The sequence below is a fragment of the Micromonospora sp. AB353 genome (assembly GCF_049538395.1).
Lineage (GTDB): Bacteria > Actinomycetota > Actinomycetes > Mycobacteriales > Micromonosporaceae > Micromonospora > Micromonospora aurantiaca.
The window spans coordinates 44,330-58,728 of the sequence record NZ_JBMVFV010000037.1; the positions used below are offsets into that span (position 1 = coordinate 44,330).

The window sequence follows — 14,399 nt, forward strand, 5'->3', positions numbered from 1 at the left end:
GCCGTGGGACTGCAACTGCCGGGTGAGCTGGTCACCGCGCTCGGCTGGATCGGCTACACCTGGCCGGCCGCCGACGAGGAGAAGCTCTTCGAGATGGGCCAGGCGTGGCTGGAGTTCGGCGGCCGGATCGGGGCGGCGGCCGGCGAGGCGGACGCGGCTGCCGCGCAGGTGTGGACGCAGAACGTCGGTCCGGCGATCGCGGCGTTCCAGAAGTGGTGGGGCGGCGAGCAGAACGGGCCGCTCGTGCTGCACGACAGCATGCCCGCGGCGATGCTGCTCGGCGCCGGGCTGATCATCTGCGCGGCGATCGTGCTGGCGCTGAAGATCGCGGTGATCGTGCAGCTCGCCATCCTCGCGTTCGAGGTCGCCCAGGCGATCGCCACCGCCGTGGTCACGTTCGGCGCCTCGCTGGCCGAGATCCCGATCTTCCAGATCATCACCCGGGAGATCGTCGGCGCGCTCATCGACCAGGTCATCGGGAGACTGCTCGATGCCTAGCCCGAGGCGCGGCCGGGGCGCCGCCGCGAAACCGGCAGCCGGCAAGATCGTCCGCAAGGCGGTCGAGAAGCTGGAGAAGCCGATCGTCCGGGTCACCGGGCCCAACCACAGCCTGCCCACCAAGGTCGTGCGGGTGGAGCGCCGCGACTTCCACGCCACCGCGCAGTTCCGGCGCAAGATGGCCGCGCTGAAGAAGCTCAGCGACTCCGGCAGGCTCTACAAGGCCACCAACCCGGTGCAGCGCGACAAGAGCATCACCGACGGCTACAAGGACCGGATCCGGCAGAAGATCTGGGACAAGTACTGGCCGCACGACAAGGATCTCGCCAACCGGCTCAGTCAACGGCTCAGCGACTACCATCCCGACCACGTGTGGGAACTGCAGCTCGGCGGGCCGGACACCGTCGACAACCTCAAGCTGCTGCATGGTAGAACCAACACGGACATCGGCTCCCAGATCTGGGGGCAGATCCAGAATCTGCCGGACGGAACCCCGATCCGAATAGAGGTAGTGGATTGACTTCCGATCTCGCGCAGCTTCTCGACGAACTCCGCGCCGACCTGGCCGCGGACGAGCCGGCGAGTCTCGCGTACGCGCAGATCGGCGCGCCCGCCGACGACGGTGACGTGCCGGCGGAGCTGCCGGCCGGCGTGCGTGATCTGCTGCTCGTCGCCGACGGCCTGCGCGCCGGGGCGTTCGAGCTGGCCTCGACCGACCGGCTCACCGGTGTGCAGTACTTCCTCGACTACGCGCCCGCCTTCTCCCCCGTCCCGCAGGACACGACCGGCTGGCTGGTCATCGGCACGCGCAGTGACGAGCCGATCTTCCTGGAGCGGGCGACCGGCGCGGTGTGGTATTTCCCGCCGACCGGCACCGAGTGGTTCATGGGCGACGCGTTCGAGGAGCTGGCACCCGACCTCGACTCGTTCGTGCACTACTACGTGCTCGGCCCCGGCTACGCCGAGCTGGTCACCGACGACGACGCGTGGTACGCGTTCCTCGACCGGCAGGGCCTGCTCGACGACGCGGACGAGGTCGACGAGGACGAGGCGCAGCCGTGACGGTGACCCGGGAGCAGCTCACCGCGCTGTGGGGTGAGCGGGGCGTCATCTACTTTCCCGACCAACGTTTCGACGCGATCCTCGGGCCGCTCGGGCCGGAGGTGTTCCCGCCCGACGGCGCGCTGCCGGTCGAGGTACCGATCCTGTTCACCGTCGACGTCTCGGTCCCCGACGTCGAGCTGTTCTCCACGCTGTCGATCGAGCTGGGCGACCAGGGCCCCCGCCCGTACGTCGTGCTCGGTGCCTCGCCGGAGGACCCGGCGCTGCTGTTCTGCCTGGACGCGGGCACCGGCGCGGTGATCCTGCTGGACCTGGAGACACCGAACCTGGAGACGGTGAACAGCACCTTCGCCGCGTTCGTGGAGTTCCTCTACCGGCTCGGGCAGCTCATCGCCACCGACCCGGGCGGGCGGGAGCGGGCCGCACGGGCGGCGGCGATCCGCGACGACCTGCGCCCGGTCGACCCGGCCGCGTTCGCGGAGCCCGAGTCGTGGTGGAACATGGCCTTCGACGAGCTGGAGTCGACCGCCTGACGTCAACCGGCCGCCGGCGCGGGCACCGCCGGTGCGGCCCGGTCCGCGCCGGTCAGCCCGGCGACGAGCAGCAGGTACGCGGTCAGCTCCACCGCCACCGTCAACGCCGCCACCGGTTGCGGAATGGCCGCCGTGGGCGGGATGGCGTACCAGGCGAACAGGGCGGTGCCGTCGGCCTCGAGCGGATGCGGCACCGCGGCCAGCGCCGCGTCGAGCAGCGGCAACGCGAGCACCGCCAGCAGTGCCGCCCCGGTCGCGGCGAGCCGCCGAGCCCGCCCGGCCAGCAGCACGGCGAGCGCCAGCGCGGCGAGTGCGAGCGCCAGCGGCGGCAGCACCGCGAGGACGAGCGCGGGCACGACGTCGGCGACCCGGACTGCCGCGTACCCGAGGACGGGCGCGGCGGCGACCACCGCGGCGATCAGGTGCCGCCGCCGTCCACGCCCCCGGTACGCGACAAGCAGCACCGCCACCGCGACAAGCGCCGCCCAGCTTGCGGCGAGCGCCGCGTCGAAGCCGGCCGTGACGTCGAAGCCGCTGTCGCCGCTGCCGTACACCGTCCAGCCGACGTCCCCGGCGCCCGGCTCGGCCGGCATGGTGCGGACCGCGTCCACGATCAGCGGTACGAGCGCCGCCGGCACCGCCCAGCGCGGCGCCGGCAGTCCGGCGGCGACGGCGTAACCGAGCAGCAGCGCCAGGCTCAGCACCTCCGCGCCGCGCCAGAGCGGTGCGGCCACCAGGACGCCGGCGACGTGGGCGACGGCGGACCCGGCCGCGAGGATCAGCAGCAGCGGAGCGCGACGCACCGGCGGATCCTTTCACGGCACACCGGGCCGCCGCCGCCCCGTGATCGTCAGCTGCCGGCCGGCACCTGGTCCTTGACGTCGTCGTAGCCGACCGCGCCCGGCGCCGGGGCCGGGGTGTAGATCACCCGGATCACGCCGGTCGGGTACACCTCGGTCGCGGCCACCCGCAGGTGGTACGGCGCGTCGCCCTCGTCGAACAGCCGGCGGCCCTTGCGGGCGGCGACCGGGTGCACCAGCAGCCGCAGCTCGTCCACCAGGCCCGCGGCGAGCAGTTGCTGCACCACCGAGATCGAGCCGGGGATGAGGACGCCCTTGATGCCGGCGTCGGCCTTGAGCGCGCGTACGGCGTCCACCAGGTCGCCCTGGATCAGCTCCGAGTTGCGCCAGGAGAACTCCAGCGGCTGGCGGGACACGACGACCTTGCGCATGTCGCCGAGTTGCTTGGCGAACGGCGCGTCCTCACCGCCGGCTGCCTCGCGGTCCGGCCAGGCGCCGGCGAAGCTGTCGTACGTCTCCCGGCCGATCAGCAGCACGTCGGAGGTGTCGTAGTCCTCGGTGACGGCGCGGCCCATGTTGTCGTCGAAGTACGGGAAGTGCCAGTCGGGGTCGATCTCGGCGACACCGTCGGCCGAGATGAACAGCGTGGAGATGACAGTGGCCATCGCGGTGCTCCTTCGCAGTGGGTTCGACGGGTTGACCGCCGCACCGTGTCAAACTCATCGGCCCGCGACGACGTCACCCGGGATCAGTACGAGAATTCCGGCGGCGCGCCCTCGCCCACCCGCCCGTCGACCGCCTCCCGGAGCAGGTCCGCGTGGCCGGTGTGCCGGGCGTACTCCTCGATCACGTCGAGGAGCATCTTGCGGACGGTGGGGGTGCGCCCGTCGGGCCAGGTGAAGGATGACGGCCCGGCCAGTCCACGTTCGGCGACGACGGCATCCATCAGCCCGCGCGACCGCCGCACCGCGGCTCGCCACAGCGCGTACACGTCGTCCGGCGCGGCCTGCGCGCCGAAACGCCACTCCCAGTCGGGCTCAGCGTCGAAGTCGATGCCCTCCCACGGCGGTCCGTACCCCTGACCGGCCACCTTCACGGCCAGCCAGTCCGTCTCGACCAGGGCCATGTGCGCGATCAGGCCGCCGAGCGTCATGGTGCTGGCGGCGGTGACCGCGCGCAGGCCCGTCTCGTCGAGCCCGTCGGTCTTCCAGGCGAAGGTCCGCCGGTTGCGCTCCAGGACGGCCAGCAGCGCCTCGGCCTCGGTCTCGGTGGTCGCGTCGTCCATCGCCGAAGCATAGGCAGCAGGCGAATTCCGTGGGGGGCGGGCGCCGGGCGGGTGGTCGCACCCGCCGGCGCCGCGTTCGGCGGGTCAGCGCGGGGTGAGGACGCAGAACTCGTTGCCCTCCGGGTCGACGAGCACTCGCCACGGGATGTCGGCCCCGCCCAGGTCCGCGTCGGTCGCGCCGAGGGACCGCAGGCGCGCGGTCTCGGCGTCCAGGTCGTCCGACGGGTACGGACACACGTCGAGGTGGACACGGTTCCACCCGGTCTTCGCGTCGGCGGTGCGGGCGAACCGCAGGTACGGCCCGACGCCCTGGGCGGAGCGCAGCACCGCCTGCCGGTCGGTCACCTCGTGCACGGTCCAGTCGGTGGCCCGGCCCCAGAAGTCGGCCATGCCCCGCGGGTCGGCGCAGTCGACCACCACCTCGGCGATCGGCCCGGTGTCCGCGTGCCGCGGGTTCGGCTCCCGTACGCAGAACTCGTTGCCTTCCGGGTCCGCCAGGACCGTCCACGGCACGTCGCCCTGGCCGATGTCGGCGGGGGTGGCGCCGAGCGCGGTCAGGCGCGCGACCAGCTCCGCGTGGTGCACGGCCGAGGTGGTCGCGAGGTCGACGTGGACGCGGTTCTTCGCCGTCTTGGGCTCGGTGGAGACGACGAGGTCGATGTAGAGGGCGCGGGGGTCCGGGTAGGTGAGATCCTCGGGTTCGAGGTTCGTCACGCCGGGGGCCTCGCTGGAGATCCCCCAGCCGAGCACCTTCGCCCAGAAGCCGCCGAGCGCCACCTCGTCGTGGGCCTTCATGTTGATCTGTACGAGCCGGGTTGCCATGGCGGCGATGGTAGGTGCCGCGCCCGGTCGCCGTCGTCCCGGCAGGTGATCAGGAATCGAGAAGCGGGCCGTCGCCGCCGCGCCATAGCGTTGTCATCGGGCGGTCGGCACCACGCGGACCGCGAGTCACGAGGGGGGATCGAGATGTCCGACGGGTTCAGCGCCGCCGAGCGCGCCGCGATGAAGGAGCGTGCGGCCGAGCTGCGCGCCGAGGGCAAGAAGGGCGCGAAGAAGGCCGACGAGCTCCAGGCGGTGCTCGACCGGATCGCGCAGATGGCGCCGGAGGACCGCGAGCTGGCCGAGCGCGTGCACATGACGATCACGTCCGCCGCGCCGGAGCTGGCGCCGAAGACCTGGTACGGCATGCCCGCGTACGCCAACGCCGCCGGCAAGATCGTCGTGTTCTTCCAGGACGCGGGGAAGTTCAAGTACCGCTACTCGACGGTGGGCTTCCAGGAGGCGGCGAACCTGGACGACGGCGACATGTGGCCGGCGTCGTTCGCGCTGGTGCGGTGGAGCCCGGAGGTGGAGAAGAAGCTCGCCGAGCTGGTGCGTACCGCCGTGTCCTGACCGTGCCGCCAATCGGCGGCGCGGCCACTGCTGCTAGCGCTGCCAGGAGTCGAGGCCGCGGACCGCGGCCCGGGCGATGTCGTCGGCCAGGCCGGCGTCGATGCTGGTGCCCTCCCAGCCCTGGTCGTGCACGACCGTCACCGCGTCAACGACCCGGATCACGAGGATCTGGCTGGTGCTCCGCCCCTGGGCCGGGCTGCCGTCCAGGCCGGTCGCGGGACGGCTCACCGTGACCAGCAGGGCCTCGTCCCCGGTTCCGGCCATCGGCCGGGACGCGACGGTGACGGTGCCGCCCGAGGCCTGGAACGACCGGCAGTCCGCCACCGCCCCGCGCACCCGCCGCAGGTAGTCGGCGGCGCCGGTGCCCTCGAACGCGAAGACGGTCTGGTGCAACGTGCCGTAGGGGACGTTCTCCGGCGGGTCCTTCGGCTGTTTGTAGGTGCTCATCATCGCGGCGCTCGCGGTGACCGACCGCCCGCCGCTGCGGAACTCCTTGTCGCACAGCTCGGGCAGCGCGTCGGCGGCGTCGGTCGGCTGGGCGGCGGCCTTGCGCAGTTCCGGCGGCAGGTCGACGAAGGCGGACGTCGGGATCGTCACGGGCCCGCCGCGCGACGATGACGCCGACGGTGTGGCGGCCGTCGGGCCCGCGGCCGGCGTCGAGGTCGTGCTCGCGCCGCCGCCGTCGTTCCCGCCGCCGTCGCCGCAGGCGCCGGCCAGCAGCGTGGCGACGAGCAGGGGTACGCCAAGCATCCGCCTCCGGCGACTCGGTGTCCTCACGTCGACCTCCGTCCGTGCCCCGTCCCGACGACGTTCCCGATGCGGCGTCACCCGAAACAGCACCGCCACTCCCCCAACGCCCGGCCCCGCTGCCGGGTTCCGGCAGGTGCGGCGGGTGTTCAGCGGGGGCCGCGCGGCGACAACTCTGCAAATGAGTGTTTGTGCAAAGGGATGCTTGCGGTAGCGTGCGGGCATGCGCTCCGATCCGGACCTCGACCTCGCCTTCGCCGCCCTCGGTGACCCGGTCCGCCGCGCCCTGGTGACCCGCCTCGCCCGGGGCGAGGCCACAGTCGGCGAGCTGGGCGAGCCGTTCGACCTGACGCCGCAGGCGATCTCCCACCACGTCGGCGTGCTGCGCCGGTGCGGCCTGGTCGAGCAGCGCCGGGAGGGCACGCGGCGGCCGTGCCGGCTGCGCGTCGACCGGCTCGCCCGGCTGAGTACCTGGATCGACGAGCAGCGCCGCGCCTGGGACGACCGTCTCGACGCGCTGGAGGAGCACCTCTCCGGTCCGGAGGCGACCCGGTGAGGGCCCGTACCGAACGGCACGGCGACGAGCTGATCGCGCGGCGCCACCTGCCCGCCGCGCCGGACCGGGTGTGGGAGGCCTTCACCTCACCGTCCGGCATCGCCGCGTTCTGGGGCGGCTCGCACGCCTCGGTGCCGCCAGGCTCGGTGACTGTCGACCTGCGACCGGGCGGCGAGTTCGCGCTCGACACGCGCGCCCCGGACGGCCGGACCGGGCGGTTGCGGTTCGTCTACGTGAGCGTCGAAAGGCCGCGTGAGCTGGTGTTCGACGAGCCGGTCACCGGCCTGCGCACCACTGTCACGCTGCGGCCCGCCGAGTACGGCACCGACCTCACCGTGCACCAGCGCAAGCTCCCGCTCGAGTTGCGCACCGACCAGGCGGCCGACGGGCTCGCCTCGATCCTCGACGCCCTCGCCGCCCACCTCCGACACCACGACGATGGAGACGACAGTGACCCGAGTAACCCAGCGTGACCTGGTCGCCGAATACTTCGACGGCTTCCGGGCGAGCGACCACGAGCGCATCCTCGCCACGCTCACCGACGACGTCGAGTGGGTCATCCACGGCCACCGCACCACGCGGGGCCGGGCGGAGTTCGACGGCGAGATTGAGAACCCGGCGTTCACCGGCAGCCCGCGGCTCGACGTCGAGCGCGTGCACGAGGACGGGCCGGTCGTCGTGGTGACCGGCGAGGGCCGGGGCGTCAGCGTCGAGCACGGGCCGTTCCGGTTCGCCTTCAACGACCTGTTCACGTTCCGGGACGGGCTGATCGCCCGCGTCGACTCCTACGTCGTCCCGCTGCCCGGCGCGTGAGCACCGCCTGACGCCCCGGTGAAGGCCCGTCGGTACGCCGACGGCGAGGTCCGCATCGCGGCGGCGAAGTGGTGCCGGAACGTCACCGCCGTCTCGAACCCCACCGCCGCGGCGACCTCCTCGATCGGCGCGGTGGTCGTCTCCAGCAGCGGCAGGCTGGCCTGGACGCGCCGGTCGATCAGCCAGCGGATCGGGGTGGTGCCGGTGGCCCGCGCGAAGTGCCGCAGGTAGGTACGCGCCGACATGTGCGCCCGCCTCGCCAGCCGGTCGACGGTGATCGGGGTGTTCAGGTTCGCCAGTGCCCAGGACATGCTCGCGGCGAGCCGGTCGTCCTCCGGGTCGCCGGGCACCGGCGCCTCGATGAACTGCGCCTGGCCGCCCTCGCGGTGCGGCGGTACGACCAGCCGGCGGGCGACCGCGTTGGCGATCGTCGGGCCGTGGTCGCGGCGTACCAGGTGGACGCAGAGGTCCAGGCCGGCGGCGCTGCCGGCGCCGGTGAGGATGTCCCCGTCGTCGACGTAGAGCACGTCCGGGTCGACGCGTACCGCCGGGTGGCGCCGGGCGAGCAGGTCGGCGTACCGCCAGTGGGTGGTGGCGCGGCGCCCGTCGAGCAGTCCCGCGCCGGCCAGGGCGAACGCGCCCGAGCAGATCGACACGATCCGGGCGCCGCGCCGGTGGGCCGCGCGGAGCGCGCCGGTGAGCGCCGGTGACGGGTCGGCGTGCACGTCGGCGACGCCGGGCACGATCAGCGTGCCGGCGGCGGCGAACGTGTCGAGGCCGTGGCCGGTGTGCAGGGTGGCGCCGCCGACCAGCCGCACCGCGCCGGGGGTCTCCGCGCAGACGGTCAGCTCGTACCAGGGGACGTCGAACTCGGGGCGGGGCAGGCCGAAGACCTCGGTGACGATGCCGGTCTCGAACACCGACATGCCCTCGTACGCCAGCACGGAGACGGTGGCGCTGTTCATGGCGGGATCTTAGCGACCGGCGGCGCTCGCGCCACTGGAGCGGCCAGGCGGCGGCCACCACGATGGGTGCCATGTCGAACGTCCTGCGCACCCCCGCCGCCCGCCCCGCCGACGCCCTCGCCCACTTCTCGGCCCGGCTCGCCTTCGAGGCCGACGTCAGCGACGTGCACGCCGACCTGGAGGCGGGCGTGACCGGCCTGGTCGTGGTCGACTCGCGATCCCTCCCGGCGTGGCGGCAGGGACACATCCCCGGCGCCGTGCACCTGCCCACCGCGGAGATCGCCGGCCGGGCGGGCGAGCTGATCCCGGCGGACGCCACAGTGGTCACGTACTGCTGGGGGCCGGGCTGCAACGGCGCGACCCGCGCGGCGCGGGAGTTCGCCCGGCTCGGCCGCCCGGTCAAGGAGATGATCGGCGGGTACGAGTACTGGGTGCGGGAGGGCTTCCCGGTACGCACCGAGGCCGGGCTGGTCCGGCGGCCCGCCGACGACCTCACCGCCCCGGCCGGCGTCTCGTGCGGCTGCTGAGGCGTGTCGGTTCCGTACAAGACGGCAGGTGGCGGCCGTTCCTAGCATTGCCGCATGCGTGATCTCGTCTACACCGGATTCATGTCGCTCGACGGCGTCGTGGACTCCCCCGGCGGCGGCCCGGGCGAGGACCACCGCAGCGGCGGCTGGGTCGTCAAGGACATCGAGTTCCTGCCCGAGGCGTTCTCGCTCAAGGGCGAGGAGCTGGCACAGACCACGGCGCTGATGTTCGGCCGGCGCAGCTACGAGGCGTTCGCGCCGACCTGGCGCGACTCCGAGGACCACGCCGCCTACCGGGATCTGCCGAAGTACGTGGTGTCGTCAAGCCTGCCCGAGGACGCGCTGATCGACGGCTGGGGGCCGCTGACGATCCTGCGCTCCACCGCCGACGTGGCCGCGCTCAAGCAGGGCGACGGCGGCGACGTCTTCATCCACGGCAGCGCCGAACTCGCCCGCCGTCTCGCCGAGGCGGACCTGATCGACAGGTACCACCTGCTCGTCTTCCCGGTGCTGCTCGGCGCCGGCAAGGGCCTGTTCACCCAGGCCGACCGGGACCGGCAGACGCTGCGTCTGCGCGACTCGGCCGCCTACCCCAACGGCGTCGTCAAGCTGATCTACGACGTGACCCGCTGAGCCGGGTCCAGCGCGATCGCCCCACCGGCGCCCGCGCGCAGCTCACCGGCCGTCCGTCCGACGTACCGGCGCAGCGCGCGGGCCAGGTGCGGTTCGTCCACGTACCCGAAGGTGGTGACCGCGTCGGCGGGCGGGCCGCCGGCGGCCAGCAGCACGGCGGCGCGGCGCGCGCGGTCGATCTGCCGCACCGCGCCCCGGGTCAGCCCGGTCGCCGCCCGGAACCGGCGTTCGAGGGTACGCGGTGACGCCGGTGGACGGCCGCCGCGCAACGTCTCGGTGACGAGCGGGTCGCGGACCACCACGCCGGCGCGGACCAGCCGCTCCACCAGGGCCTCGGCGTCGTCCGGGCCGGGCGTGGCCCACCGGCCGCCGTCGAGCCGGAACGTCCGGCGGCCCACGTCGGGCAGCTCGGCACCGCCGTCCACCAGGTCGGGCGTGGGTACGAGCCGCAGCGAGGTGCCCACCGCGAACTCGATGCCGACGAAGGTGGCGCCCTCGGGCACCGGCGCGGTGGCGGTAGCGGTCTCGGGGCCGGAGACGGCAGCGTGGGAGCGGCCGTCGCGCTGCCAGAACACGAGGCCCCAGCACGGCGTCGCCACCGAGGTCATCTCGTCGACCCGCTCGCTGGTGCAGGTCCACACGGTGTCGATCCAGGCCGAGTCGGACGCGCGTGTGGTGAACCGCAGCTCCACGGCAGGAGCATACGGCGATCGTCAGCGGGCGGGGGTCTCGTCCCGGGCGGGGTAGCCGAGGATCTCCGCGAGGTCACCGGCCGCCTTCGTGTACGCGGCGTAGATGTCGTCGTCGAAGTGGTTGCGCCAGTCGCCGGACGCGCCCTTGCGGTAGTGGGAGATCCGTCCGGGGGTCTCCTTGGACTTCTTCATCTTGGTGAAGCTGTAGCGCGCCAGCAGCGCCTCCAGCTCGGCCGGCGGCAGCGTGATCCCGCAGTGCCGCAGGAGCTGGTCGACCTCGTCGGCCTGCCGCTCGCCGGTCAGGTCCTCGTAGCGGAACAGCCGGAACGTCTCGTCGCTCGGCGCGACGGCCCAGGAGCGCATCTGCCCGAACTGCTTCTTGTCGCGCAGGCGGTCGATGACGTAGAGCATGCCCTCCTTCTTCGGCAGTTCCTGGAGGGCCTTGCGTGCCTGCGGGATGTCGCCCATCGGGGCGTGCGAGTTGCGCAGCGAGAAGTAGCTGGACACGACCACGTCGCGCGGGTCGCGGATCACGAAGAACGCGCGGTAACTGCCGGCCTTGGGCACCGCCTCGAACCGCTTGTGGGAGAGGAAGATCGCCAGGCCGATGCGGCCGGCCGGCACCGGCGCGGTCGCCCCACCGGCGTAGAAGCGCGGGTCGTAGGGCAGCATCCCGCAGTGGCGGTAGACGGCCGGGTCGCTGAACAGCGCCTTGATCCACTGGCTGCCGGTCTTGCGGACGGTGCAGTGGAAGATGTTGTCGAACTCGCTACGGGCCACTACCGGAACGGTGAGTCGCATGCGGGCGTTGCGCGCTTCCATCTGCGCCCGCCGGGCCTTGACGCGCAGAGAATTCGGCGAATTGTGCTTGGCGAATTCGACGGCCCGATTAATCATTTCCCAACCTCATCCGGACCCCGCGGAGCAGGGGCAGCACGAACACCTTTCCGCACGTCACGCAGGTGAAGTCCGCAGACTTCGCCTGCTCCGCCCCGCGCCCCGACGCGCCGCTAGGAATATCCCCGACGGTCCGATTAATGTCAATCCCGGTCGGCTGAGAGAACGCTGAAAATCTACAATTTCTCTAGGAATTGCGGAATAAGCGCGGCGGGGCAGCAGCGCCGGCCCGCGCACCGGCACAATGAGCGCCGTGCTCACCCCCACCCGCGATCTGCTGACCGCCCTCGACCCGCTGACCCACCGTGACCGGGCGCGGCGCCTCGTGGCGTGGGCACGCACCGCGCCCGACCGTGCGCAGGTCTGCGCCGACCTGCGTCGGCACGGCAGCTACGAGCGGCGTCTCGCGCTGCTCGCCGCGCTGGCCACCCGGGACACCGCGGCCGTTCTGGCCGCGACGTACGATCCGGAGCCCGCGATCGCCGCCACCGCGCTGACCGCCGCCGTGCGGGCCGGCGTGACGCCCGCCGACCTGACCGACCGGCCGGCGAACGCGCGGCGGCGCGTCTACCGGGCGCTGCGCCGCAACCCGGCGCCGGCAGTCGCCGACGCACTGATCATCGGGGTACGCGAGCGGTTCGGCGACCACGAGGCAGCCGCGCTGCTGCCGGCCTGCGGCCCCGAGACGGTACGGGCGTGGCTGCCCGACCTGGAACACGCGCTGAACCCGGAACGGCTGATGCGGACGCACAGCGACATCGTGCTGGCGCGCACCGGTGAACGGCTCGCCTCGGCCCCGCCCGAGACGCGCGGGCGGATCTGGGCGGAGGCCGCCGCAGCGGTGCTGGGCGGCGACCCGGCGCGGGCGCTGGACCTGCTCGACGCGTACGCGCCCGAGGAGTCGCTGCCCGGCCCGCTCGTCGCGTACGGGCGACTCGCCGCACACGACGCGCGCCGGGTCGTCCGCCTGCTCACGTCGCCCGGCCGCGCGGCCTGGCTGGCCCGGATCGTGCCGCCCCGCGCGCTGCTGGGCCGCCTCGCCACGCTGCCCACCGGCGACCTGATCCCGCTCGCCGCCCGGCTGCGGGACCACGACCGGGCGCTCGCCGCGTTGCTCCGCGCCGTCGCGCCGAGCCGCCGCGCCGAACTGTACGACGGGGCGCTGGCCGACACCGACACCACCGCGCTGCTACCCGGCACCGCGGTCATGGAGGTGCTGCCGGCGGCGGTACGGGCACGCGAGGCGGCCCGTGTGCTGACCCTCCCGGCCGTGCGCGAGCGGGAGGAGCAGGTGCGGTTCTGGAGCGCGTACCTGCCGTGGCCGCAGGCGTCCCCGTCGGCGAGTGCGGCGCTGCGCTCGGGCGACGCGGAGGAACGCGCGGACGGCTGGCGGCTGCTGGTGGCGGCCGCGCGACGCTCCCGCGACCCGCACACGGTGGCCCAGGTGGTGGTCCGCCTGGGCCGGCTGCGCAACGAGCAGGACCCGGTGCGCGCCGCCGCGCTCACCGCGCTGGCCACTGTGGCACCGCTGCTCACCGCCGCGAGCGCGGGCGGGCTGACCGGGCTCACCACCGACGCGGTCGACGCGCGGGACACCTCGGCGACCACCACCACGGCGTTGAGCCGGCTCGCCGTCGACGTCCTCACGCTCCACGTGGACGTACCGGAGCTGGCCGAGTGGGCACTGCGCACGATCGACGCGGTGAGCAGCGACGCCACAGTGCCGGTGCTGCGCCGGCTCGACACGGCGCTGCGGCACGGCCAGGAGCGGGTGGTGTTCGACCGGCTGCGCGGCCGGATCGAGGCGGGCATGGCGCGCGGCCGGTACGGGCTGCTGTTCGCGTTCATCCACGCGCTCGGCCGGCGGGCGTGGCGGCTGGCGGAGCTGCAGGACCTGCTGCGCCGGGCGATCGGGCCGGACACGCTGCCCACAGTGGCCCGTACGGCGGTCGGCCTCTGGCTCGACGATCCACGTACCCGCTCGCGGCGCGTCGCCGAGGTGCTCGCCGTCGACGCGTCGGCGATCGCGATCCACGAGGTGTGGGCGACCGTCTGCACGTCCCGGACCGACCTGCTCGACCGGGTGCTGGACCGACCTCCACGCGGCCGGTTCGTGGAGAACGGCAAGCGGTGGGTGCCCGGCCCGGCGCCGCGCGCGCAGCGGTGGCTCCCCCGCCAGCAGGACCGCTTCGTGGCGCTTCAGGCCCGCGTCGTCGCCGACTCCGGGCACCGGGTGTGGCAGCGGGCGGCGGCGGTCCGGGCCGCTGCCGGGGCCGGTCCGGCCGGACGCGAGCTGGTGCTGCGCCACGTCGACGCGTCCGAGGTGCCGGTGGCCGAGGCGGCGCTCGGCGCGCTGGTCTGGACCGACCGGCCGGACGAGGCGTTCCCGCTGCTGCTGCGGTACGCCGACGGCGACCGGGCGCGCGTCGCGCTGTACGCCGCCGGACGGGCCGCCCGCCACGTCCCGCCGGCCCGCCTGGCCGAGCTGCTGGGCGGGGTGCTGACCGGTGCCGCGAAGGTCACCAGCCGCAAGGAGGCCGCCCGGCTGCTGGCCCGCTACGCGCACGTGGACGCGATGGCGACGCTCGGCGAGGCGTACGCCGATCCGGGCACGCACCGCGACGTCCGCGCGGCGATCGTCTCCGCCGCCCGGCAGCGGCTGGGCACCGAGGCGACCTGGGCCGTGCTGCGCGCGGCGGTGCACGCCGGCCGGGAGGAGCGGAGGGCGGTGCTCGGCGCGTACCCGTCGGGGATCTCGGAGCGCCACCGCCGCGCCTACGCCGGCCTGGTCGCGACGGCGTGCCGGGCCGACGACCGGGAGGTCCGCCGCGCCGCGTTCGACGCGCTCGGTGAGTGGTCGCCGTGGCTGACCGGCGTCACCGATCTGGTCGTGGACCGGCTCACCGACCCGGAGGAGACGACGCCGGGCATCGGGGTGGCGAACCTGCTGCGGGCCGGTGGTGACGCGGCGTTCCGGGCCGCGCTGACCCGGCTGGTGG

The 14,399-nt window shown here is 73.7% G+C and carries 19 protein-coding genes; 11 read left to right on the top strand and 8 right to left on the bottom strand.

Annotated features, from left to right (window positions below):
* The first annotated feature begins 3 nt into the window (after positions 1-3).
* From ACPCK6_RS16965 to ACPCK6_RS16980, 4 genes are read left to right on the top strand one after another with little or no spacing between them, the layout of a single operon-like run.
* Positions 4-498, top strand: a complete 495-nt coding sequence (locus ACPCK6_RS16965; protein ID WP_262012143.1) for a WXG100-like domain-containing protein — start codon at positions 4-6, stop codon at positions 496-498.
* Positions 491-1,018: an endonuclease gene (locus ACPCK6_RS16970; RefSeq protein ID WP_396880689.1), complete on the top strand. Its 528-nt coding sequence runs from the start codon at positions 491-493 to the stop codon at positions 1,016-1,018. Before ACPCK6_RS16965 ends, ACPCK6_RS16970 begins: the two co-directional genes overlap by 8 nt.
* Positions 1,015-1,560 carry an SUKH-4 family immunity protein gene (locus tag ACPCK6_RS16975; RefSeq protein WP_423481593.1) on the top strand — a complete coding sequence of 182 codons (546 nt, stop codon included), beginning with the start codon at positions 1,015-1,017 and terminating at the stop codon, positions 1,558-1,560. Before ACPCK6_RS16970 ends, ACPCK6_RS16975 begins: the two co-directional genes overlap by 4 nt.
* Entirely contained in the window at positions 1,557-2,093 is a 537-nt protein-coding gene (locus ACPCK6_RS16980; protein ID WP_269700841.1) for an SUKH-4 family immunity protein, read from the top strand. The genes ACPCK6_RS16975 and ACPCK6_RS16980 overlap by 4 nt, the downstream gene beginning before the upstream one ends.
* Positions 2,094-2,095: 2 nt before the next feature.
* Here the strand turns inward: ACPCK6_RS16980 and ACPCK6_RS16985 are convergent, their stop codons facing one another.
* The 4 genes from ACPCK6_RS16985 to ACPCK6_RS17000 form a co-directional block, all read right to left on the bottom strand.
* The gene (locus ACPCK6_RS16985; protein WP_396880691.1) at positions 2,096-2,896 is read right to left on the bottom strand and encodes a hypothetical protein; all 801 of its coding nucleotides are present in this window, start codon (positions 2,894-2,896) and stop codon (positions 2,096-2,098) included.
* A gap of 47 nt (positions 2,897-2,943) precedes the next feature.
* Complete coding sequence (locus tag ACPCK6_RS16990) at positions 2,944-3,558, bottom strand: dihydrofolate reductase family protein (RefSeq protein WP_423481594.1); 615 nt, start codon at positions 3,556-3,558, stop codon at positions 2,944-2,946.
* 83 nt (positions 3,559-3,641) lie between these two features.
* Complete coding sequence (locus ACPCK6_RS16995; protein WP_423481595.1) at positions 3,642-4,178, bottom strand: mycothiol transferase; 537 nt, start codon at positions 4,176-4,178, stop codon at positions 3,642-3,644.
* Positions 4,179-4,262: 84 nt separating this feature from the next.
* Positions 4,263-5,000, bottom strand: coding sequence for a VOC family protein (locus tag ACPCK6_RS17000; RefSeq protein ID WP_423481596.1), 738 nt, complete (start codon positions 4,998-5,000; stop codon positions 4,263-4,265).
* A 144-nt stretch (positions 5,001-5,144) separates the two neighbouring features.
* Between ACPCK6_RS17000 and ACPCK6_RS17005 the strand changes: the two genes are divergently transcribed.
* Positions 5,145-5,570 (top strand): iron chaperone, encoded by a 426-nt coding sequence (locus ACPCK6_RS17005; RefSeq protein ID WP_318333244.1) that lies wholly within the window; start codon positions 5,145-5,147, stop codon positions 5,568-5,570.
* Between the two features lie 33 nt (positions 5,571-5,603).
* On the opposite strand, the gene ACPCK6_RS17010 is transcribed toward ACPCK6_RS17005, so the two are convergent.
* On the bottom strand, positions 5,604-6,320 hold the full coding sequence (locus ACPCK6_RS17010; RefSeq protein ID WP_423481597.1) for a hypothetical protein: 717 nt from the start codon (positions 6,318-6,320) through the stop codon (positions 5,604-5,606).
* Between the two features lie 220 nt (positions 6,321-6,540).
* On the opposite strand from ACPCK6_RS17010, the gene ACPCK6_RS17015 reads away from it, so the two are divergent.
* The 3 genes from ACPCK6_RS17015 to ACPCK6_RS17025 are packed head-to-tail and all read left to right on the top strand — an operon-like array spanning position 6,541 to position 7,686.
* Positions 6,541-6,873 (top strand): ArsR/SmtB family transcription factor, encoded by a 333-nt coding sequence (locus ACPCK6_RS17015; protein WP_396880696.1) that lies wholly within the window; start codon positions 6,541-6,543, stop codon positions 6,871-6,873.
* Positions 6,870-7,346 carry an SRPBCC family protein gene (locus ACPCK6_RS17020; protein WP_423481598.1) on the top strand — a complete coding sequence of 159 codons (477 nt, stop codon included), beginning with the start codon at positions 6,870-6,872 and terminating at the stop codon, positions 7,344-7,346. The genes ACPCK6_RS17015 and ACPCK6_RS17020 overlap by 4 nt, the downstream gene beginning before the upstream one ends.
* The gene (locus tag ACPCK6_RS17025) at positions 7,324-7,686 is read left to right on the top strand and encodes a nuclear transport factor 2 family protein (protein ID WP_423481599.1); all 363 of its coding nucleotides are present in this window, start codon (positions 7,324-7,326) and stop codon (positions 7,684-7,686) included. Before ACPCK6_RS17020 ends, ACPCK6_RS17025 begins: the two co-directional genes overlap by 23 nt.
* Here the strand turns inward: ACPCK6_RS17025 and ftrA are convergent.
* Positions 7,659-8,651 carry a transcriptional regulator FtrA gene (gene ftrA / locus ACPCK6_RS17030; RefSeq protein ID WP_423481600.1) on the bottom strand — a complete coding sequence of 331 codons (993 nt, stop codon included), beginning with the start codon at positions 8,649-8,651 and terminating at the stop codon, positions 7,659-7,661. The two genes, ACPCK6_RS17025 and ftrA, sit on opposite strands and share 28 nt — an antisense overlap.
* Positions 8,652-8,713: 62 nt before the next feature.
* Here ftrA and ACPCK6_RS17035 point away from each other — a divergent pair, with 62 nt between their 5' ends.
* Positions 8,714-9,178 (top strand): rhodanese-like domain-containing protein, encoded by a 465-nt coding sequence (locus ACPCK6_RS17035; protein WP_423481601.1) that lies wholly within the window; start codon positions 8,714-8,716, stop codon positions 9,176-9,178.
* A 54-nt stretch (positions 9,179-9,232) separates the two neighbouring features.
* Positions 9,233-9,811: a dihydrofolate reductase family protein gene (locus ACPCK6_RS17040; RefSeq protein WP_423481602.1), complete on the top strand. Its 579-nt coding sequence runs from the start codon at positions 9,233-9,235 to the stop codon at positions 9,809-9,811.
* Here the strand turns inward: ACPCK6_RS17040 and ACPCK6_RS17045 are convergent.
* Both ACPCK6_RS17045 and ACPCK6_RS17050 read right to left on the bottom strand, forming a co-directional pair.
* A complete protein-coding gene (locus ACPCK6_RS17045) occupies positions 9,793-10,503 on the bottom strand; it encodes a helix-turn-helix domain-containing protein (RefSeq protein ID WP_423481603.1) in 711 nt (236 codons plus the stop codon). The genes ACPCK6_RS17040 and ACPCK6_RS17045 overlap by 19 nt on opposite strands.
* Before the next feature lie 21 nt (positions 10,504-10,524).
* Positions 10,525-11,400 (bottom strand): sulfotransferase domain-containing protein, encoded by an 876-nt coding sequence (locus ACPCK6_RS17050; RefSeq protein ID WP_423481604.1) that lies wholly within the window; start codon positions 11,398-11,400, stop codon positions 10,525-10,527.
* A gap of 244 nt (positions 11,401-11,644) precedes the next feature.
* Between ACPCK6_RS17050 and ACPCK6_RS17055 the strand changes: the two genes are divergently transcribed.
* On the top strand, positions 11,645-14,399 hold a 2,755-nt coding region (locus tag ACPCK6_RS17055; RefSeq protein WP_423481605.1), incomplete at its 3' end, for a hypothetical protein.